Consider the following 21,708-nt stretch of genomic DNA (forward strand, 5'->3'; position numbering starts at 1 on the left):
CATTACCTTACATCATCGGCGGACGTTTGCTGCGCTTGCCACCACTACCGCTGCCTTTGCCCGATTTGTTATCGTCGCCTTCTTCGCTAATCACCACCGTGTCGCCTTCTTTGACACCGCTTAAAATTTGTGTGTTGATGCGGTTGGTGAGCCCTGTTTTGACGGGTTGTTGTTTGGTTGTGTTGTCGGGTTGTAGTAGCAAGACGTATTTGCCCAGTCGTTTGTCGGTTTTGATAGCGGCAGCTGGCACGCTAAGCGCGTTGTCGGCTTTGTTCTCAACGATATACACCTGCGCGGTCATGTTGATGCGTAGTGTGCCGTCGGGGTTTGGTACGTCAAAATAGCCCAAGTAATACACGGCGGCATCATCGCTGCTACTTGAGCTGTTGGCGGTCGTGCCTTCCGGGGCAGGCTCGATGGCACTTAAGGTGGCGTGCATTTTTTTATCGGGATTGCCGATGATGTTAAAGTACACGGGCATACCTGCTTTGAGGTTGATGACATCGGCTTCTGAGATTTTTGCCTTAATGCGTACGGTGCTCAAGTCCGCTAGGGTGACAATGGTTGGCGCGGTTTGGTTGGCGTTTACGGTTTGGCCTTGTTTGGTGGTGACAGAAATCACTGTGCCTGACATCGGTGCGGTGATTTGGGTGTAGCCAAGATTTTGCTGCGCGGTGCTGACCTCGGTTTGCGATTTTTTAATGGATGCTTGCGCGGTGGTGATATCCGCTTTGCCTGCTTGTAGATTTGCTTGCGCGGTCTTGATGGCCTGCTGGGCGTTATCAACAGCGGCCTGCGCGGTTTGGACGCTGGTTTGGGCTTGCTCAAGCTCTTGGCGTGAAATGGCATCGCTGCTCATCAGGCCTTGCATACGGCGGTATTCATTTTGCGCTTGCCTAAGTGTCGCCTGTTTGCTGGCAAGGTCGGCTTGTGCTTGTGCCAAGGCGGCTTGCCGCGTTTGGTAGGCGGCCTTGGTGCTGTCAAGGTTGGCAAGGCTTTGTTGTAGGTTTGCTTGCTGGGTGGTCAGTTGGTTGCGCATGGTCACAGGGTCGATTTGGGCAATCGGGTCGCCTTTTTTGACGGTGTCGCCAACATCGACGTACAGTTTGATGACCTCACCCGACACTTGCGCACCCACATCGACCTGGTTTAAGCCCTCGACTTTGCCGGTTGCCATGACGCTGTTTTCGATGTCGCTGCGTTCAACTTGTGCGGTGATATAGTTGGGTTCGGCAGGCTTGGGGCGCAAATACCAGTACGCCGCTGCAGCAAGCGCACAGACCATGAGCGCGATGATTGTCCATTTTAACCATTTTTTTTGTGTTCGCGTCATTGTGCGCACCTTGCCCAAGTGGTATCTATTGCCAATGTGATGATTTTATGAAAAAAATTAATCGAATTGAATGGTCGAATAAAACAGCCAAACTGACAACCGTAAACCGCATCAGCCAAGCCAAAGAATTTTGGCAAATCATTATCATATGATAACAGCTTGCATTGTCAAGCGCCAGTGTGGTGCATGGTCACCATGGTTATGTCGGCGCAAGCATAACAGACGCGCCTTGCTATGATTTGGGCAGGCGGTAAGCATGGGTTACGTTATTTTATACAAAATTGGCTGGCAAAAGGCAGGGTAGGTTGCAACGCGATTATCGGTGATAAAACACTGATATCAGGCATTTGTCAAACGTGGGGCAAACAGTGTGACCCCTGCAACGGCCAACGCAGCTTGCAGCAGCAGCTCCCACACAGGCTGCGCGATTAAGCCTTTGATGGCCTGGTCACAGCGGTGTAGCAGCGTTGTCCACGCGCCCAAATCTTGCTGCTGATGGCGACGGGCGGCTTGTTGGTATAGGCTTTGTTTGCTTGGCCAAATACCAAGGCTTGTGGGGCTAGCACCTGTTTGCATGGCTTGTAGCGCGCGCATGTCTTTGCTTAGCGTCCACAGTATCAAGCTTGGCGGCTCATTGCTGGCTTGCAGTTGGCGCATGATACGCACCACGCGCGCGCCGTTGCCTGCCAACATCGCATCGGATAAATCAAACGTGCTAAATTGCGCTTGGCGCACCAAGCCTTGCGCCAGTTGTGCGTTATCAATGGTGGTCAGCGACGGTGTGGTGGCGTTGGGTACAGGCGGGGTGGCATACAGGTAAGATAGCCGCCAGAGAGTCTGGTACGCGCTTAGCAGGTTGTTTTGGGTTTGGTCTTCAAGCTGCTGCCAAGCGTCAGCACTCAGTTGCAAGCCAAAATCGGCGGCATGGGCAACGAGTAGGGTATGGCGGTCACGCATTTGCCCAAGCCGACAGTCCACCACGTGCCCGTATTGGGCACACAGTTGATAAAACGCTGAGTTTTGCGCGCGTTTGTCCAACCGCGCGCTGATGATAACCAAGGCGTTTTGCGCGTCCGTTTGTTCATGTTCGGCTAGGGTTTTGAGCGCTTGTAGGATGTCGCTGTCGCGCTTAGCATCGGGCTTGTGGTTGCCTTGCGCGATGATGACGCGGCGTTCATCAAACAATGACAGGCTATCAAATTCGCCCAACACCTCTTGCCATGATTTGGCATTGACGATATCCGCGCGTTGCACCGCCATACTGTGCGCGCGCCAAGCGATGGCCATACGCTGCACCAGCCACTGTTGTAGCAAGTCCTCATCGCCATGTAACAGCCACAGTCCCGTTGCAGGCGTGGGGGTGCGTTGTGGGTCGGCTTGCCGAAAGGCGGTCAAAAAATCCAGCTGCATGGGTCAATGGTAGGTCTGAACAATTAAGACTTGGCAGGCATCAGTAAGGCCACGTATTGGTCGGCAATGCGCTGCGCCAAATTGTCCGCCAGCCACGCGCGCATTTGGTCGGCTTGTGGGTTGTCGGTGGCGACACTGGCTTGGTCGTATTGATAGCTGCGCTGTACTTGCAGGGTTTGGGTTTTGTTTTGCCACACGCCGTTTTGCTGCACACTGTAGCTGACATCGGCACTCATCACCATACGAATTTCGGTCAAAATTCCACGTAGCTGATAGGTATCAAGGCGAATGTTATCCACCTGAATCCGCGGCACTTCACTGGCGGCAGGCACCGCATTGCTACCATTGGCGATAGGGATTGAATCGGTGTAGCCCAACGCCAGTAAATCAAGCTGATGCTTGAGCGCATTTTTGACCATGATGTCATCGGGCTTGGTGCCAAACACCAGCTCAGTGGATTGCGCCAGTTGTACCACGGCAGAGGGATAGCCGCGTAGCTGAAAACCGCAGCCATGCAACGGCGCAACGCCGCTGGCAAGCGCGAGGGCAAAACCAAATATCCGCATCGGTTTTGTCAGTTTTTGCATGGGCTATCCTTTTTTTGCCAGTTTTGATATAACGTTTAGCCTTTGACCACGATGTTAATCAGCTTGTTGGGCACAACGATTTCTTTGACAATCGTACCTGTCAAGAATTTTTGCACGCTTGTAAGCGTTTTGGCTTGCGCCTTGAGCAATTCGGCATCGCTATCAGGGGGTGCTTGTAGCTGTCCGCGCACCTTGCCATTGACTTGCACCACCAGCGTGATGCTGTCTTGTACGCGCGCGCTTTCATCAACCGCTGGGTATGTCAGATGCAGTGGGTCAATGCCAAAGGCTTCTAGCAACGCTTGAGCCATGTGCGGCGCGTACATGCTAAGCAAGGTCAAAAGCGTCATCAACGCTTCGTGAGCCGCCGCCAAATCAGCCTCATCTTGCACCTTAAATGCGGTCAGCTCATTGGCTAATTCCATCAAAAACGACACGGGCGTGTTGAGGGCCAAGTATTTGCCCAACGCGTCATCGAGTTTGGCAATCGTGTCATGGGTCTTGCGGCGCAAATCTTTGGCGGCTGTGCCAAAGCTAAAGTCTGCCACCTTGACATCGGCAGCTTGCCAACCTGCGCTATTTAAGCGTTCTTGGTGCTCAGACGCATAACGCCAGACCTTTTTCAAAAAGTTGTATGGGCCTTTTAGACCATCATCAATCCATTCAAGTGTTTGGTCGGCAGGGGCGGTAAACATGGTATAAAGCCGTACGGTATCCGCGCCGTAGCGTTCAATCGTCGCTTGTGGGTCAATGCCGTTGTTTTTGGACTTTGACATTTTTTCAATTTTGCCAATCGTCACAGGCTCACCGTCGGCTTTGAGGTGCGCGGCTATCGGCTGCCCTTTGTCATTAAACTCAAGGCTTACGTCATCGGCAAAATAGTAGGTTTTGCTGCCGTCAGCGTTTTGGCGATAAAACGTGCCTGCCAGCACCATGCCTTGGGTCAAAAGATTGGCAAAAGGCTCATCGCCTTGTAATAGCCCCTCATCGCGCATCAGTTTATGAAAAAACCGTGCGTATAGCAGGTGTAAGACCGCGTGTTCAACACCGCCAACGTATTGATCAACCGGCAACCATTTATCCGCCGCCGCTTTATCCACCATCGCATCTTGACTGTGTGGTGAGGCAAAGCGCGCTTGGTACCAGCTTGACTCAACAAACGTATCAAACGTGTCAGTTTCACGCTTGGCAGGCTGGCCACAGCTTGGGCAAGTGGTATCGGTGAATGATGGCAAGTGGTTAAGCGGATTGCCGCGCCCATCAGGCACCACATCGGTGGGCAGCACCACAGGCAAATCCGCCTCAGGCACAGGCACAGCCCCGCAATGCGCACAGTTAATCACAGGAATCGGGCAGCCCCAATAACGCTGACGCGATACCCCCCAATCGCGCAAACGGTAATTGATGGTTTTCTCGGCTAAGCCTTGTGGCGCAAGTTTGGCTAAAATCGCCGCAAACGACTCGGCAAAATTCATACCGTCAAGCTCACCTGAGTGCACGGCCACACCGTTTTGCTTATCGCCATACCAGTCTTGCCATGTGGTTGGGTCAAACGCATTTTGTCCTGCCACCGCCACGACTTGCTGAATCGGAAGACCGTATTTATTGGCAAATTCAAAATCACGCTCATCATGGGCAGGCACAGCCATCACCGCACCTGAGCCGTAGCTCATCAACACATAGTTGGCAACCCACACAGGGATAGCTTGCCCCGTCAAAGGATGGCGAACCGTCAGCCCCGTATCCATGCCAAGTTTTTCGGCTTTGGCAATATCGGCCTCTGCGACCGAACCTTGCTTGATGGTATGAATAAAATCCGCCAACGCAGGGTTGTTTGCGGCCGCGTGCTGCGCCAAGGGATGCTCGGCAGCAACAGACACATACGTCACACCCATCAACGTATCAGGACGGGTGGTAAACACGTCAAGCGTACGCGCCTCACCCGCTAAGGTATAAGGAAAGCGCAGCTCCATACCCTCAGAGCGCCCAATCCAGTTACGCTGCATGGTGATGACTTGCGGCGGCCAATGCCCCTCAAGCTTATCCAAATCGTTGAGCAGCTCCTCGGCGTACGCGGTGATATTAAAGTAATACATCGGAATTTCGCGCTTTTCAACCAACGCGCCCGACCGCCAACCGCGCCCATCAACCACCTGTTCATTGGCAAGCACCGTGTTATCCACAGGGTCCCAATTCACCGTTGAGAGTTTTTTATACACCAAGCCTTTTTTGAACAACTGCACAAACAGCCATTGCTCCCAGCGGTAATATTCAGGCGTACAAGTCGCAAACTCGCGCGACCAATCAATCGACAGCCCCAAAGACTTAAGCTGCGCGCGCATATTTTCAATATTGGCAAACGTCCATGCCGCAGGCGCGACCCCATGCGCAATTGCCGCATTCTCTGCAGGCAAGCCAAACGCATCCCAGCCCATCGGCTGCAACACCTCATCACCCTTGAGACGATAATAACGGCTTAGCACATCGGTAATCGTATAGTTACGCACATGCCCCATATGCAGCTTGCCACTTGGGTAGGGGAACATCGACAGCAAATAGCGCGTTGGCTTATCCGTTGGCGCGTTGCTGACGTGATAACGCTTATCTGCCGCCCATTGCTGTTGCTGGGCGGTTTCGATGGCTTGGGGTTCGTATTGCGGATCAATGGTGGTTGATTTCATAACAATTTGGTAAACAATCTAACGGTGTTAAAATAAAACGACTAAACAGGCAAAATGATTGGTAAGATAAAACAGTAAGACCAAGCTAAGCCGCATAGCATACCGCAAAACAGGCTAAATTGCGATATGCGCACAGCGGTTTTATCACGTTTAAAAAGGAGTGATGGGTATGGCAACCTACCAAGTGTATGGCATCAAAAACTGCACCACCGTCAAAAAAGCACTGGCGCAGCTTGATAACACGGACAAAGACTACCATTTTACCGATTTTAAAAAAACAGGCGTCGATGAGCATCTGTTACGCGCTTGGATTGCCCAAGCAGGCTTAGCGCAGATTTTAAACAAAAACAGCCTAACATGGCGCAGATTATCGCCCGATGAACAAGCCACTGCCAGTACGCTTGATGGCGCAGTGGCATTAATGATGGCAAAACCCAATCTGATTAAACGCCCGATTTTACAACACGCTGATGGCCTGATTGTCGGCTTTAATCAAGCGGCTTATCAAGCGTTGATATAAAGCTTGCGGTGATTGAATAATAACCACAAAAAAAGCGGATTTTATCATCCGCTTTTTTAATTGAAGGCTTGCATTAACCACTAACTGGCGTTGCTGGCCGCTGCACTGGTACTAGCGGTTGCGGCCGCGGTGTTATCGCCTGCCGCTGTGCTTGCACTGCCTGACGCAGGGGCTGCACTTGCTGAGCCTGCCATTTCTTTACTATCAGGCACATCTTTGCTGTGGTCGCTTAGCTGATACACATACGCCGCCAACAGCATGATACGTTCTTCACCCAATTTGGTATCCCAGTGTGGCATCACACCAGCACGTCCACCGCGCAGCGTTTCGCGTACAGTTTCACGGTCACCGCCGTATAGCCAGATGTTGTCCGTCAAGTTTGGCGCGCCCACGTCGTGGCTACCTTTGGCATTTTCACCGTGGCAGACCGCACAGTTGGCTGAGTAAATCGCTTTACCTTGCGCCACAAGGGTTGGGTCAAGCTTACCGTTTTGTGCACCGCCATGTTCTGATGACAATGACAAAACGTATTCAGAGGCAGCGCGTACCCCGTCTTCACCAATTTGTGATTTCCAAGCAGGCATACCGCCGATACGGCCGTGGTTTAGCGTCATCAAGATGTTTTCAGGTTTACCACCGTACAACCAATCGTTGTCGGTCAAGTTGGGAAAACCTGGTGCACCGCGTGCTTGTGAGCCATGACACACCGAACAGTTTTGTAAGAACAAACGCTGACCAATTTTAACCGCTTGTGGGTTTTGTGACAGCTTCAAAACAGCAGGCGCAAGTAGTTCAATGTTTTTGTCGATCTCAGCTTTAAGATCAGCATCTTCACCTTGCTTTTTCATTTGCTCGGTTTGTAGCTTATCAATCTTTTGTAACACTTGCGTTGTCTGTGGGTCTTGCAAGATTTTTTCATTAAAAGTATTGATAAACAGGGCGTTGTTGCGCTCAAGGTCGCTGGCAAGCTCATTGGCACTTGTCCAAGGCACTTCTTGACCATCAACCTTGACGGTGGCCAGACCTTTCCAATGCGATGGCAAAATAGAAGGGTAGAGCAGCATATACACCAATGCCCATGCCAACGTACCCCAAAAGATGACTAACCACCACTTTGGCAACGGACCATCACGCTCAGAGATCCCATCATACACGTGCCCTGTCGTGCCTTCTTCATCCAATTCTGGACGAAAGCGCTGCGTGCTTGCTAGCCAGTATAAAATCCACGCCCAACAGCCGATGGAAAGTATCGTTACCCAAATATTCCAAAATAGGCTCATTTGTTATCCTTATCACGTCGTGATGCGTCTGACAAATCGGTCACGTCAGCCACTTTTTCGTCATTCAAGTCGTCATCTAACGCAAGTTTTGCATCTTCCTCAAATCGTTTGCGGTTGCGTGGTGAGTACGCCCACCACACAATCGCCAAGAATGCCGTGAACGCGGCGACTGTTGCAATACTGTGTAACGTCGCCAGCGACATTAGCGTTGTCCTTGCATGGCAGTGCCAAGCTGTTGTAGATAGGCGACCAACGCATCAAGCTCAGTCTTACCTTGTACGGCATCGGGCGCGGCAGCGATATCAGCATCGCTATAGGGCACACCAAAGTTGTCGCGGAATAAACGCATCTTGGCTTGTACTTGCTCTCCATTGACCGTATGCTTATCTAGCCACGGAAATGGCGGCATAACCGACTCAGGTACCAACGATTGCGGATTGATTAAGTGTTTGCGTTGCCAGTCATCTGAATAACGCCCCCCCACACGCGCAAGGTCTGGGCCGGTACGTTTTGAACCCCACAAAAAGGGATGATCCCAAGCAGATTCTGCGGCGCGAGAATACGGCCCATAACGCTCAACCTCAGCTCGCAATGGACGCACCATTTGGGTATGACACACGTGACAACCTTCGCGGATATAGATATCACGCCCTTCAAGCTCAAGCGCCGTCCACGGCTTCATGTTTGGTAGTGGCTGATTGACCTCTTTGGTAAAAATCAGTGGTACGATTTCAACCAACGTTGCAAAGCTGATTGACACCACGATGAGTGTCAATAGCAAACCTGTGTTACGTTCAATAATATCGTGAGAAAATTTCATCGTCTTGCCCCTTACGCTTGCTTAACCAACACAGGTGTTGCTTGCGCCTCAGGCGTGGTTGTGGTGATTGCCTCTTGACGTGAAGGCATTTTAATCGTGCGATACACGTTGTATGCCATAACAAACATACCAGATAGATACAACAAACCACCAAACGCACGACCAATGTATGGCAAGTGTGAGAACGCGACGGTATCTACAAAGCTATACACCAACGTACCATCTGGGTTGGTTGCGCGCCACATCATGCCTTGACCAATACCTGAAATCCACATAGATACGATGTAAAAAATCGTTCCGCTTGTGGCTAGCCAAAAGTGGGTCGTGATAAGGCTGGTAGAGTACATACGCTCTTTGTGCCAAATACGTGGAATCAACACATACAATGAACCAATGGTAATCATACCAACCCAGCCCAATGCGCCTGAATGCACGTGACCTACCGTCCAGTCTGTATCGTGCGACAACGCATTGACCGTCTTAATAGACATCATCGGGCCTTCAAACGTAGACATCGCATAGAACGACAACGCCACAATCAAGAAGCGGATAATCGGGTCAGTACGCAGCTTATCCCAGCTACCTGACAAGGTCAAAACACCATTAATCATACCGCCCCACGATGGCGCGAATAGAATCAACGAGAACACCATACCCAAAGACTGTGTCCAGTCTGGCAAGGCTGAATAATGTAAGTGGTGACCACCTGCCCACATATACGCACTGATGAGCGCCCAAAAGTGGATAATTGATAAACGATACGAGTAAATCGGACGGCCAATTTGCACGGGCACAAAGTAATACATCATACCCAAGAATGCCGCGGTCAGATAAAAACCGACCGCGTTATGTCCGTACCACCATTGCACCATCGCATCGGTTGCACCGCCATACAGCGAATAAGACTTCCACAAGGTCAATGGAATGGCCATATTATTGACCACATGCAGCAGGGCGATGGTCACAATAAACGCACCAAAGAACCAGTTTGCCACATAAATGTGTGAAGTCTTACGCTTGATAAGCGTACCAAAGAACACAATCGCGTAGGATACCCACACAATCGTAATCAAAATATCAATTGGCCACTCAAGCTCAGCGTATTCTTTGCTGGATGTAATGCCAAGCGGTAAGGTAATCACCGCCGACAAAATCACTAAATTCCAACCCCAAAACGTGAACCATGCCAAATACGGCGCAAATAGCCGTGTTTTACAGGTGCGCTGCACGATATAATATGACGTGGCAAACAGCGCACAACCCCCAAACGCGAAAATCACCGCGTTGGTATGCAGCGGACGCAAGTGGCTAAACGTCAGCCACGGAATACCAAAATTTAGCGCGGGAAATGCTAATTGCGACGCAATGAACACCCCCACACCCATACCGATAATACCATACACCACGGCCATGATTGAGAAATACTTAATAATCTCAATATCATAGTCGTCGGTGACAGGTACTGCTGTGGTTTGTACATTCATTCGATGTTTTCCTTGACAGCTTGTAGCCCAAACAGATGCCACCTAGATTTGCACCCGTGTAATATTATGAATTTGGCACAAACAATAGGTCAGTTGCTAGCTGGCGATAAGCGAGCACGCTGCTAGACACCCGTTTTTAACGTCTTATTGTAACGTAAAGTTTGCTAAATAGCACCCAGTGTAACGTAAGGAATGCCAAAAAATCCGTCAAAATACGGGTAAAAAAGTTTTTGCCTTACCATTATAATACGAAAACCAACCAAAATCCCATAAATATTGTAAGGAATTTGCCAAATTTACATAAACGCCTTGTCCATCGCTGCCGCTTGACAAGTCGCTTAGACTTGCTATGATAACCCTTCACACAAGATTTACATCTTATTTTCATCTTTTTGACATCGACAGTGACAGCACAAGCAAGGTAGCACACTATGGCAAAGGCAAAATTTTTATCCGATGATTGGTTTGCACAGGTAAATCAGCTTACCCAAGACGCAGGTGACCTAGACTTACCACCTGCGATAGCAGGCCTTAACATGAACTTTGAGGTCTCAGGTTTACAAGACCAACCCGTTAGCGCGTCATTCTCAAACGGCACGATTCACCAAGGCAGTGATGACAACGCGGCCACCACCGTACACCTAGACGCGGATACGCTCAAGGCGGTGATGCTAGATGGTGATACCAACCGCGCGATGGAAGCCTTTATGACGGGTAAAATCCGCGTCGATGGCGATATGGGTCAGCTGATTACCATGCAATCAGGCAAACCAAGCCCCAAACAACGCCAACTGTTTGAAAAAATTCTAGCAATCACGGATTTGTAAATCATCAATCCGTGTGATGCTAAATAAAAAAGGCAAACCGATTGGTTTGCCTTTTGTGGTTGTAGGGCGTTTGACTTGATAAGACGGTTGTTGTAAGACAATTTAAACCATTAAAATCGCTTTAACCCATTTGAATGCTTTAATACACCAAATAAACAGGCGATATAAAAGCAGTGGGCTATTATTTTTTGTTAATAACGTACGGTTATATACCCTCAAGCTGACGGTTGGTTTTGATTCTCTTGATAAATTGTGCCTTGTAGCCAGATGTTGGCTTGAATGTAATCATTGACTTGGATGCTATCATCAACATCTTTTTGATGAACCGCCAAGCGAATCACGACAGGCTTATCCAAGCTTTCACGCAAAATCACCACATCGAGCAGCACAAACGCTTGTCCGTCAAATGTCGTGGCGGATTTGCCAATCACTTGCCCTTGGCACCACGCTTCATCTTGCTGCCCGATGGTGTCGCCAAACAAATACGCGCACATATCACCCACGTTGATATGGACTGGCGCAAGTGGCAATTCATCGGGGGCAGGTTGCCACGCTGCGATTTGGGCTTGTAAGTCGGCAGGTGGTTTGCCGTTGTGCTGTGCCATGATGGCATTAAACGCGCGATGGTAGCGAATCGCCTCGGGGTCATCCACCACAATGACTTCATCGCGCTTGCTGCGGCTGACCTCATACGCCAATGCCGATAGATTGACGTAATAACGTTGTCCTTTGCGGTAGTGGTCGCGGTTGATGCTGTAATACGGGTCAAACGCATACATCACGGTGTCATCATCTAGCTGAAGGCGCAACACCGCCTCAAGTGTGGTTGGGGCTTGATAGATGGTTTCAATCGTTGCCCACCGCCCATAGGGGCTATCAACACAGGGATACGCATTGATAAAGCGTGTTGGTTTTTGCTGATCATCTAGTGCAATGAGCTGGTTGAGGTGGATCGGTGCATTACCCGTCAAAAGCAAATGTGAGCGCGGCGCTGTGCTGTCTGCCAGTGGTTTGGGCATAGCGCAAGTGTCAATGTGTTCGCGTAGCCAACGTGGCACATCGTCGCTGATGGTTTGGGTAAAACAGCGCCAATGGTCGGCATGCCCGACAATTTGTTCTGGTGTTAAATCGATGATATCGGGCTGTTGGCTGGGCGAGGTCATGGCATTGTCCTTGTTCAAATACGTCATCGCAAAACTAACTATCTACTTAATAGCTTGGTAGGCCGAACACGTCGGCGGTTGGTGTTGTTATGGGGGCAGACGTGGGATTTTCCATAGATTTTGCCAATAGCAAGCGATTTTTGCTCAATTCTGTGATTGATTTTATTAATTCTGGGTAAATTTGGGCAGTGACGGAGGTGTTATGGCGCAAATTTTTTGCTATTTTGCGCCAATTTGTGGCAGACTATGGGCTTTTGATTGACCTTCAATGCCGAATAAATACGGGCGTTGAGACGGATTGACTTGGGACAGCGAGTGCAATGCAAAAAGGTATGTTTCGGCCATTGGCGTTGTTTGTTGGGCTGCGTTATACACGCGCCGAACGCAGCAACCGCTTTATTTCATTTATCTCGCTGATTTCGATGATTGGACTGACGCTGGGTGTGGCGGTGCTGATTACCGTGCTGTCGGTGATGAATGGTTTTGACCGTGAGATCAAAAGCCGAATTTTGGGCATGGTACCGCAAGCCACCGTCACGGCAAATCAGATTATTCCAAATTGGCAAGCACTGGCGCAGGATATCGCCAACAACCCCAAGGTTGAGGCTGTCGCGCCGTTTATCCAGCTGCAAGGGATGCTGACGGCAAACGGGCAGGTAGCAGGCGCGGTGGTGACGGGCGTTGTACCTGACTATGAAAAACAGGTGTCAATTATTGGGCAGCATATGCAGGCAGGATCGCTTGATACGCTGCGCGGTGGTGAGTTTACTATCGTTTTGGGCAAAGACATGGCGCAAGGCATGGGGCTTGATGTGGGTGATAAAGTCACCTTGGTGCTACCTGAAGCCTCGCCATCGCCTGCAGGCGTGATTCCACGGTTTAAACGCTTTACGGTCAGCGGCATCTATGACATCAGCGCTGAGGTTAATAGCGTGATGGCGTATATTCCCATGCAGGATGCGGCGCGGCTGCTACGACTGCCCGATGGCGCGCAAGGCGTGCGTATGAAGCTCAATGATTTGTTCGCCGCGCCACAGGTCGCCCAGCAAGCGGCAAATCTGCAGCCAAATTTGCTGATGCCCAGTGACTGGACGGTGACGCATGGCAATTTGTTTAGCGCGATTCAGATGGAAAAAGCCATGATTGGCTTGCTGTTGTTTTTGATTGTGTTGGTGGCGGCGTTTAATATTGTCTCATCGCTTGTTATGCTGGTGACGGACAAAAAAGCCGATATCGCAATTTTAAAGACCTTTGGCGCGTCGCCCAAGCTTATCACGCAAATTTTCATGGTGCAGGGGTTGTTCATTGGTGTGGTTGGCACGCTGGCGGGCACAGCACTTGGGATTGTGATGGCGTTATCAGTCAGCCCTGTGATTGGCGCGATCAACAACGCGTTTAAGTTACACTTGTTTGACGCCTACCCCGTGCAGTACTTGCCGTCGCATTTAGAATGGCAAGACGTGGTGATTATCGTTGCTGCTTCATTGGTCATTAGCTTTGTGGCAACCATTTATCCTGCGCGCCGCGCTGCCAGCATCCAGCCTGCGCAAACCTTGCGTTATGAATAACCCAATCTTGCTAAAAATATTTCACAAAAGTAGCCGATTATGCCAACTGCCGAACCGATTTTAACCGCCAAACAAATCACCAAAGCCTACCAAGACGGCAAAACCGTGACACGCGTGCTTGATGGGCTAGATATCAGCGTGCAACAAGGTGAAAAAATCGCCATCGTCGGTACCAGTGGCTCAGGCAAAAGCACGTTATTGCATATTTTGGGCGGGCTGGATGTGCCGACGTCAGGCGAGGTATGGCTGCATGGGCAGTGTGTTAATCAGCTCAATGAAACCCAACGCGGACAGCTGCGCAATCAGCATTTGGGTTTTATTTATCAATTTCACCATCTATTGGCGGAATTTAACGCGGTTGAAAACGTCGCCATGCCGCTATTGATGCGCCCCGATGTGCCGATTGATACCGCACGTCAACGCGCAACCGATTTGCTTAAGCGCGTGGGGCTGGGTCATCGGCTGGGTCATCGCCCCGGTGAGTTGTCGGGCGGTGAGCGGCAACGGGTGGCGATTGCGCGCGCGTTGGTCACACAGCCGTCGCTGATTTTAGCCGATGAACCGACGGGAAACTTGGATTACGCCAACGCGCAGGCGATTTTTGAGATTTTAAGCGAGCTGCAAGCCAGTTTTAACACCGCGCTGTTGATGGTGACGCATGACCGCCAGCTAGCCAGCCTTGCTGACCGTCAGTTGGCATTGCAAAATGGCGCATGGGTGAACTAAATCAAAACTCTTTGAACAAAAAACCGCTGATAAACGCAAAATACTCACGCAGCCACACCGCAGGGCGCATGACGGGTGGGGTAGGCGCATCCATCATCATGACACTGGCTAAACCTTGGTGTTGGGCAATCGCCTGTGCGCGTAAGGTATGAAAATCACTGGTCACAATCACCACAGGGTCAGTCGGCATGATGCCATGCGCGCGCAAAATCGGTAAACTGTTGGCAATATTCAGCGCGGTGCTGGTGCTTTGACGCTCCAATGCCATGCGCCGCGCCGCAATGCCATAGCGCGTGTGTAGATAATTTGCCATAACCTCAGCTTCGCTTTGGGTGTCACCGCGACTACCACCACCTGTTAGCACAATCAGCGCATGGGGTGCTTGGTTGGCAAGCAATGCTGCACGGTCAAGGCGCGCGGCCAGCGTCGGGGTGGGTTGTCCGTTTTTAAAACCCGAACCCAGCACCATGATGGCGCGTGCCGTACCGACCGCAGGGGTGTGGTGCAAATGTTGATTGAGTACCAGACAAAACCCGATAAAACTTGCCAACCACACGCCAAACCCAAACCACACGCCTTGCCACAGTCGTCGCCATGTTGGACGTTGGCGCAGCCAGTTTTGCAAGCGTTGCCAGTAGATGCCATGCCCCGTCAATGCCGCGCCAATCGCTAGCGGCAGCAGCGTACCCAAATGGATTTTACGCTGCACCAGCAAAACAAGGCTATACGCTATCATCACCGAGCCGACGCTGATGCAGCCAACACGCGCGTACCGTATGAGCCGAGCAGGCAAAACAAAATGTGGCGAGGTTGGTAAAAAAGTGCGCGGCATGGTACACCTAGTTTTTGGGTTGATTTTGCGGTATTTTAACCAAAAAAAGCTTCAACCAAAAAAAAGCCGAGCAATGCCCGACTTTTTTGACAGCTGACGATGGCTTGCATTTAGCGCATCAGTAGCGTATTGATGCGTTTAAGGTACGCGGCAGGGTCATCTAGCTGACCGCCTTCGGCCAGTAACGCTTGGTCAAAAATCACCTGCGCCAAATCGTCAAACTGCTCCGCGCTGTCAAGTTTTTGAATCAGCGGATGGTTAGGATTGACTTCCAAAATCGGCTTGGTTTCTGGCACGGGTTGCCCCATCTGTTTGAGCATTTGCACCATCTGTGGCGACAATTCGCCGTCAGCGGTGACCAGCAGGGCAGGGCTATCGACCAAGCGGTTGGAGACGCGCACATCTTTGGCACGGCTTGACAGCACGGTTTTAAGCTTATCCACCACAGGCTTCATGGTTGCCTCGGCTTCTTCGGCTTGTTTTTTCTCCGCCTCGTCGGTCAAGTCACCCAAATCTACCGCACCTTTGGCGATGTTTTGTAGCGGTGTGCCGTCAAATTCATGCAAGAAGTTCATCGCCCATTCATCGACGCGCTGGGTCATAAGGATGACTTCAATGCCTTTTTTCTTAAAGACTTCTAGCTGTGGGCTGTTTTTGGCAGCCGCCAAGCTGTCGGCGGTCAAGTAATAAATCGCCTTTTGCCCGTCTTTCATACGTGCTTTGTAGTCTTCAAGACTGGTTGCCACGTTGTCATCGGTGGTGGTGGCATAGCGCAGCAGCTTGGCGATACGCGCTTGGTTGGTTTGGTCTTCGCCCAATCCTTCTTTGAGCACTTCACCAAATTCTGTATAAAACTGTTGGTATTTGTCTTGTTTTTCGGCCTCGTCGCTGTTGGCTAGGCTTGCCAATAAGGTCAAAACGCGGCGCGCATTGCCGTCACGGATGGCTTTGACATCACGGCTTTCTTGCAAAATCTCGCGGCTGACGTTGAGTGGCAAGTCGGCGGTATCAATCACACCTTTGACAAAGCGCAGATACATGGGCAATAGCTGCTCGGCATCATCCATGATAAACACGCGTTTGACGTAGAGTTTTAGCCCGTGTTTTTGTTCACGGTGGTATAGGTCAAACGGCGCTTTTTGTGGGATATACAGCAGCTGGGTGTACTGCAAACGCCCCTCAACGCGGTTGTGTGTCCAAGTTAGCGGCGGCTCAAAGTCATAAGTTAAGTTTTTGTAAAACTCGATGTATTCATCGTCACTGATGTCACTGGGTGTACGCGTCCACAAGGCGTTGGCTTGGTTGATGGTTTCCCATTCATCGGTGAGTACCATCTCGCCTTTGGGCACGGCGTTTTCGTCCGCATCGTCAGGCAGCGCTTCTTCTTGCCACACTTCTTTACGCATTTGGATGGGCAAGCTGATGTGGTCAGAGTATTTATTGACAAGGCTTTTGATTTTGTGGCGGTCTAGGTATTCGCTGTACTCATCTTTGATGTGCAGGCTAATCACTGTGCCGCGCGTGGGCTTGTCGATGGCTTGGGTGGTAAATTCGCCCGTGCCGCTTGATACCCAGCGCACACCATTGCTGGCAGGTTCGCCTGCTTTGCGGGTATCAACGCGGATGGTATCGGCGACGATAAAGCCAGAGTAAAAGCCCACGCCAAATTGCCCAATCAAGTTGCCATCTTGTTTTTGCGCGTCGCTAAGCTTATCCAAAAATGCTTTAGTGCCAGACTTGGCGATTGTGCCCAAGTTTTCGATGACATCGGCTTCGTTCATGCCAATGCCGTTATCCATAAAGCGGATGATGCTGGCGTCTTTGTCGATATCAATGCGAATGTGCAAGTCGCTGTCGCCTTCATACAAGCTATCATCTTGGGTGGCTTCAAAACGCAGCTTATCGCACGCATCTGAGGCATTTGACACCAATTCACGCACGAAAATATCGGCATTTGAGTACAGTGAATGGGTGACAAGGTGCAACAGTTGGGCGACCTCGGCTTCAAAGACGTGATTTTTGGCTTCGCCTGTGGTGGCGGTGTCCTGATGCAATGGTTCTTGTGACATAGTTTTCCTAAAATACTGTCAAATGTTGAAAAATTTAACAAATTCACCGTTTGACCGCTGTCACATGCTGGGGAAAGCCCCAACCAAACAACGTGCCAAGCGTTACGCAAAAGGTATGGTTGTGCCATACATGCTGGCTTATACTTGTGGTTTGGGCAAGATTTTTTCAAGCAATTTTAATGTCACTGAAAGCGTTAAACACCAAAATCGAGGTCGGTATGATGGTTTTTACCAAATCCACATGGGCTAGCGTTGTGGTGGCAGGCATGGCGGCATTGAGCCTAAGCGGCTGTGCCACCAATAGCGCGCGCCTTGTCAGCCCATCACCTGTCACTGTCGGCGGACAACGCGACGCGCACGGCTGCCTAAGCGCGGCAGGGCAAACATGGTCATATCTCAAACAGCAATGCTGGCAGACGTTTAGCGCGGCCGATATTCGTTTTGACCAACCTCACAACGGCACGACGTATCGCGTGGCGGTGATTTTATCCGATGACCGTCAGCAGGCCGAAGTGTTTGCGATCGATGTGCCGCCCCATACGATTTTGACGGCGGTCAAAGGTGGCTATGTGTCGGCAGATGGGCGTTTGCGGCTACTAAACACCGCCCGCGGTTGGCGTCTGCTGACGCAATAACTCGGGCGATAGGCTAGCCGACAGCCCATCGCATAAGCGTGGCAATGGGCGTTTGGGTGGTGAAACGGTTTTGGGGCAGACCAATGAATTTAGACGTCAGCCCGTGGCGTGCGCAACGCTTTGGGCAGGCTAAACGTCACATGCTCCTCAATGCCTGATAGCTCAACGGGTTTTTTGCCGCCCCATGTTTGCAAAGTATCCAAAACCTCTTGAATCAGCACCTCAGGCGCGGATGCCCCTGCGGTTACGCCAACGCTGTCCACACCCTCAAACCAAGCAGGCTGCATTTGCGCAGCGTTGTCAATCAAATATGCTTTTGCGCCCAAGCGTTCTGCCAGTTCGCGCAAACGGTTGGAATTCGATGAATTTGGCGAGCCGACGACCAACACCACTTGGCACGCCTGTGCCAAATCTTTGACCGCGTCTTGGCGGTTTTGGGTGGCATAGCAAATATCGTCTTTGCGTGGGGCATGGATTTTTGGAAATTTGTCTTTGAGCGCGTCAATCACGCCTGCAGTGTCATCCATGGATAGCGTGGTTTGGGTGACAAACGCCAGCTCGGTGTCTTGTGGCAAGTCCAGCTGTGCCACGTCTTGCACGTCTTCAATCAGATGAATGCGTCCGCCGTATTGTGGGTCAAAGCGCCCCATCGTGCCCTCAACCTCGGGGTGTCCTGCGTGCCCAATCAAAATCGCGTCCATGCCCGATTTGGCAAACTTATTGACCTCGATATGAACCTTACTGACCAAGGGGCAAGTCGCGTCAAACACGGTCAAATCACGGCGTTCGGCCTCGTCCTCGACGGCTTTAGACACGCCGTGCGCTGAGAAAATCACAATCGCACCGTCGGGTACTTCGTCCAACTCCTCAACAAACACCGCGCCACGCCGCGCCAAATCATTGACGACAAATTTGTTGTGCACCACTTCATGGCGTACATAAATCGGCGGCTCAAAACGTGCCAGTGCCTCATTGACAATCGCAATGGCGCGGTCTACCCCAGCACAAAAGCCGCGTGGGTTAGCAAGTAAAATCTGCATGGTTATATCGCTTATGGTTGAAAATGCAAAAAAAATGCTTGGATAAATTTTGCCGTCTATTGTACCTGTTTTCAAGCCAATACGGCACGATTGGACAAATAAAAATGCCACAACCCATGCGCTGGACGAATTTGGCAAAACGCACAGCCGCAAAACTGCTACAATACGCCCAACGCACAACGCCACAAAAGGAACAAGCATGACGACAGGTTCATTGTTTATCATCACTGCCGCCTCGGGCACAGGCAAAACCTCACTGGTCAAGCAGCTACTTGCCACCACCAATGATTTGGCGGTCAGCATATCGCACTCAACGCGCGCACCACGCCCCGGTGAAGTCGATGGACAGCACTACCATTTTGTCAGCCGTGCGGCGTTTCAAGCCATGATTGGACGCGGTGAGTTTTTGGAATTTGCCGATGTGTTTGACAATTTTTATGGCACTTCACAGGCCTCGGTCGATAAAATGCTGGCAAGCGGGCTGGATGTGATTTTAGAAATTGACTGGCAAGGCGCGTTGCAAGTGCAAAAACTGCGCCCCGATGCCATTTCGGTGTTTATCTTACCGCCAGACCGCCAAAGCCTGCGCCAACGCCTATCAACACGTGCCCAAGACAGCGCTGAGGTCATCGAAAAACGCTTGGCAGGTGCGGTGCGCGATATGCAGCAGTACCTGCATTTTGATTATGTTGTGGTCAATGACAATTTTGATGTCGCGCTGGCTGACCTCAAAGCCATCATCATGGCAAATCGGCTGACGCTTGCCAAACAGCAGCAGGCGCAAGCGGCGCGTATTGAGCGTTTACTAAGCGAGTAGTTAAGATGTGATACGCAAAAACCGCCCATAACAGGCGGTTTTTGATGATGGGTAAAACATGGTGGCGTGTTTTACGCCTCTTGGACAAAGTAGCCGTTATCAAACGCCATGATGGGGTCAGTACCTGCCTTGACCATCGCCACATGGCCGTGCAGGCGCGGCAGCATACGGGCGACAAAATAATCCGCCAATTTGGCTTTATTGGTATAAAACTCACCATCTTTGCCGTGCGCGGCTTCTACCATCAAGCCAAACATATACGCAAAGCTGACGTAACCAAATGCCGCCAAGTAATCCACCGCACAGCCGTTAATCGCGTCAGGTTTGTGTTGGATTTGTCCAAGCACGGCTTGGGTCAAGTCCGCCAAGGTGTCGGCACTGGTCAAAATCGCTTGCTTGATGGCATGGTTAGCTTGCATGTTGTTGGCAAAGTCGCGCATCTCGGCAAGGTAGGTTTCGACAAACGCGCCGCCGTTTTTGGCAACTTTACGCCCCAGCAAATCCAGTGATTGCACACCGTTGGTGCCTTCATAGATTTGTGAAATGCGTGTATCACGGACGATTTGCTCCATCCCCCATTCGCGGATATAGCCATGCCCACCAAACACTTGTTGGCAATCGATGGTCGCCTCTAGCGCGCGATCGGTCAAAAATGCTTTGGACACGGGGGTCAAAAGTGCGACGCGGTCGGCAGCGGCTTTTTTGGCGGTGTTGTCGGTGCTAAATTTGTAAATATCTAGCTGCTTGGCAACGTACATGGCAAAGCAGCGCGACGCTTCGCTGACCGCTTTGGCGTTAAGAAGCATACGGCGCACATCGGCATGGTGAACAATCGGGTCGGCGTAGTTTACGGGGATGTCCGAGGGTTTGTTGGGGTCTTGCGTGCTGTGGTCGGCGCGTCCTTGTACGCGGTCATTGGCGTATAGCGCCGCGTTTTGGTAGGCAAGCTCTGTACCACCGATGCCTTGTAAGCCCATGGTCAGACGCTCGTAGTTCATCATGATGAACATGGAGGCAAGGCCCGTGTTTTCTGCGCCAATCATCCAGCCTTTAGCCCCATCAAAGTTCATCACGCAGGTGGCCGACGCTTTGATACCCATTTTGTGCTCAATCGAACCACAGGCTAGGCTGTTGCGCTCGCCCAAACTGCCATCGGCATTGACCAAGAATTTTGGCACAACAAACAATGAAATACCCTTTGAGCCAGCAGGCGCGTTGGGGGTTTTTGCCAGCACCAAATGAATGATGTTTTGAGTTAAATCATGCTCGCCTGCGGTGATGAAAATTTTAGTGCCTGTGATGGCATAAGAGCCGTCATCGTTGGGTACGGCGCGGGTTTTGATGATGCCCAAGTCTGTACCTGCATGCGGCTCGGTTAGGCACATGGTGCCCGACCATTCGCCTGAGTAGATTTTTTCAAGGTAGGTTTGTTTTTGCTCGTCGCTGCCTGCATTGAGCAAGCACATCGCCGCACCGCCTGATAGGTTGGGGTAGAGCGCGAACGATTGGTTGGTAGTAAACACCATCTCTTCGGCAAGCATGGTCACCATTTTGGGCATACCTTGACCGCCGTACTCCATGTCTCCGCCCAGCCCAATCCAGCCGCCTTCGGCATATTCATGAAACGCTTCGGCAAACCCTGTCGGCGTTTTAACCTTGCCATCGCCCAAATATTGCGCGCCCTCTTCGTCACCGGTGCGGTTGAGCGGTAGCAGTGTGGTGGTGGCAAATTTTGCCATGGCTTCTAAAATCATATCGACTGTGTCGCTATCGACATGCTCAAGCGCAGGCACTTGTTGCCAAAACTCTGAGGCGTTAAATACATCGTTTAAAATAAAGCGCATGTCATCAATCGGTGCATGATAAATCGGCATAGCTATTTCCTTTTGCTAATATTTTATTTCAAAATTTGCTGA

Annotated in this window: 19 protein-coding genes; 6 read left to right on the top strand and 13 right to left on the bottom strand. The window is 50.9% G+C overall.

The genetic code is table 11. From position 1 onward, the window contains the following. Positions 1–7 precede the first annotated feature (7 nt). The 4 genes from AC5L4R_RS01165 to leuS all read right to left on the bottom strand — a co-directional run bounded on the left by AC5L4R_RS01165 (position 8) and on the right by leuS (position 6,011). Complete coding sequence (locus AC5L4R_RS01165) at positions 8–1,333, bottom strand: efflux RND transporter periplasmic adaptor subunit (RefSeq protein WP_494472308.1); 1,326 nt, start codon at positions 1,331–1,333, stop codon at positions 8–10. Between the two features lie 339 nt (positions 1,334–1,672). Continuing rightward, positions 1,673–2,743, bottom strand: a complete 1,071-nt coding sequence (holA, locus tag AC5L4R_RS01170) for a DNA polymerase III subunit delta (protein WP_494472309.1) — start codon at positions 2,741–2,743, stop codon at positions 1,673–1,675. A 23-nt stretch (positions 2,744–2,766) separates the two neighbouring features. Beyond that, positions 2,767–3,330, bottom strand: coding sequence for an LPS-assembly lipoprotein LptE (locus AC5L4R_RS01175; protein WP_494472310.1), 564 nt, complete (start codon positions 3,328–3,330; stop codon positions 2,767–2,769). A gap of 35 nt (positions 3,331–3,365) precedes the next feature. Then, the gene (gene leuS, locus AC5L4R_RS01180) at positions 3,366–6,011 is read right to left on the bottom strand and encodes a leucine--tRNA ligase (RefSeq protein WP_494472311.1); all 2,646 of its coding nucleotides are present in this window, start codon (positions 6,009–6,011) and stop codon (positions 3,366–3,368) included. Between the two features lie 169 nt (positions 6,012–6,180). Between leuS and AC5L4R_RS01185 the strand changes: the two genes are divergently transcribed. After that, on the top strand, positions 6,181–6,531 hold the full coding sequence (locus tag AC5L4R_RS01185; protein WP_494472312.1) for a Spx/MgsR family RNA polymerase-binding regulatory protein: 351 nt from the start codon (positions 6,181–6,183) through the stop codon (positions 6,529–6,531). Positions 6,532–6,611: 80 nt separating this feature from the next. On the opposite strand, the gene ccoP is transcribed toward AC5L4R_RS01185, so the two are convergent. The 4 genes from ccoP to ccoN are packed head-to-tail and all read right to left on the bottom strand — an operon-like array spanning position 6,612 to position 10,115. Further along, positions 6,612–7,811 carry a cytochrome-c oxidase, cbb3-type subunit III gene (gene ccoP / locus AC5L4R_RS01190; RefSeq protein ID WP_494472313.1) on the bottom strand — a complete coding sequence of 400 codons (1,200 nt, stop codon included), beginning with the start codon at positions 7,809–7,811 and terminating at the stop codon, positions 6,612–6,614. Next, positions 7,808–8,014: a cbb3-type cytochrome oxidase subunit 3 gene (locus AC5L4R_RS01195; RefSeq protein ID WP_067056036.1), complete on the bottom strand. Its 207-nt coding sequence runs from the start codon at positions 8,012–8,014 to the stop codon at positions 7,808–7,810. The genes ccoP and AC5L4R_RS01195 overlap by 4 nt, the downstream gene beginning before the upstream one ends. Next, positions 8,014–8,631: a cytochrome-c oxidase, cbb3-type subunit II gene (gene ccoO, locus AC5L4R_RS01200; RefSeq protein ID WP_494472314.1), complete on the bottom strand. Its 618-nt coding sequence runs from the start codon at positions 8,629–8,631 to the stop codon at positions 8,014–8,016. Before ccoO ends, AC5L4R_RS01195 begins: the two co-directional genes overlap by 1 nt. An 11-nt stretch (positions 8,632–8,642) precedes the next feature. Next, on the bottom strand, positions 8,643–10,115 hold the full coding sequence (gene ccoN / locus AC5L4R_RS01205; RefSeq protein ID WP_494472315.1) for a cytochrome-c oxidase, cbb3-type subunit I: 1,473 nt from the start codon (positions 10,113–10,115) through the stop codon (positions 8,643–8,645). A 431-nt stretch (positions 10,116–10,546) separates the two neighbouring features. On the opposite strand from ccoN, the gene AC5L4R_RS01210 reads away from it, so the two are divergent. After that, positions 10,547–10,942: an SCP2 sterol-binding domain-containing protein gene (locus tag AC5L4R_RS01210; protein ID WP_494472316.1), complete on the top strand. Its 396-nt coding sequence runs from the start codon at positions 10,547–10,549 to the stop codon at positions 10,940–10,942. 215 nt (positions 10,943–11,157) lie between these two features. Here AC5L4R_RS01210 and AC5L4R_RS01215 read toward each other — a convergent pair whose 3' ends face one another. Beyond that, positions 11,158–12,105 (bottom strand): hypothetical protein, encoded by a 948-nt coding sequence (locus AC5L4R_RS01215; protein WP_494472317.1) that lies wholly within the window; start codon positions 12,103–12,105, stop codon positions 11,158–11,160. Positions 12,106–12,437: 332 nt separating this feature from the next. On the opposite strand from AC5L4R_RS01215, the gene AC5L4R_RS01220 reads away from it, so the two are divergent. Together AC5L4R_RS01220 and lolD are read left to right on the top strand one after the other, a co-directional pair. Beyond that, entirely contained in the window at positions 12,438–13,673 is a 1,236-nt protein-coding gene (locus tag AC5L4R_RS01220) for a lipoprotein-releasing ABC transporter permease subunit (RefSeq protein ID WP_494472318.1), read from the top strand. A 39-nt stretch (positions 13,674–13,712) separates the two neighbouring features. Then, a complete protein-coding gene (gene lolD / locus AC5L4R_RS01225) occupies positions 13,713–14,399 on the top strand; it encodes a lipoprotein-releasing ABC transporter ATP-binding protein LolD (protein WP_494472319.1) in 687 nt (228 codons plus the stop codon). A 1-nt stretch (position 14,400) separates the two neighbouring features. On the opposite strand, the gene AC5L4R_RS01230 is transcribed toward lolD, so the two are convergent. Further along, positions 14,401–15,231: a YdcF family protein gene (locus AC5L4R_RS01230; protein ID WP_494472320.1), complete on the bottom strand. Its 831-nt coding sequence runs from the start codon at positions 15,229–15,231 to the stop codon at positions 14,401–14,403. Positions 15,232–15,341: 110 nt separating this feature from the next. Beyond that, complete coding sequence (htpG, locus tag AC5L4R_RS01235; RefSeq protein WP_494472321.1) at positions 15,342–17,300, bottom strand: molecular chaperone HtpG; 1,959 nt, start codon at positions 17,298–17,300, stop codon at positions 15,342–15,344. Positions 17,301–17,479: 179 nt separating this feature from the next. Here htpG and AC5L4R_RS01240 point away from each other — a divergent pair, with 179 nt between their 5' ends. Beyond that, positions 17,480–17,935: a hypothetical protein gene (locus tag AC5L4R_RS01240; RefSeq protein ID WP_494472322.1), complete on the top strand. Its 456-nt coding sequence runs from the start codon at positions 17,480–17,482 to the stop codon at positions 17,933–17,935. Positions 17,936–18,024: 89 nt separating this feature from the next. Here the strand turns inward: AC5L4R_RS01240 and ispH are convergent, their stop codons facing one another. Continuing rightward, the gene (gene ispH, locus AC5L4R_RS01245; RefSeq protein ID WP_494472323.1) at positions 18,025–18,975 is read right to left on the bottom strand and encodes a 4-hydroxy-3-methylbut-2-enyl diphosphate reductase; all 951 of its coding nucleotides are present in this window, start codon (positions 18,973–18,975) and stop codon (positions 18,025–18,027) included. A 199-nt stretch (positions 18,976–19,174) separates the two neighbouring features. Here ispH and gmk point away from each other — a divergent pair, with 199 nt between their 5' ends. Beyond that, positions 19,175–19,792, top strand: a complete 618-nt coding sequence (gene gmk, locus AC5L4R_RS01250; RefSeq protein WP_494472324.1) for a guanylate kinase — start codon at positions 19,175–19,177, stop codon at positions 19,790–19,792. 71 nt (positions 19,793–19,863) lie between these two features. Here the strand turns inward: gmk and AC5L4R_RS01255 are convergent, their stop codons facing one another. Continuing rightward, positions 19,864–21,666 (bottom strand): acyl-CoA dehydrogenase C-terminal domain-containing protein, encoded by a 1,803-nt coding sequence (locus AC5L4R_RS01255; protein WP_494472325.1) that lies wholly within the window; start codon positions 21,664–21,666, stop codon positions 19,864–19,866. Positions 21,667–21,708: the final 42 nt, after the last annotated feature.

This window comes from Faucicola sp. SE7633 (assembly GCF_059264685.1).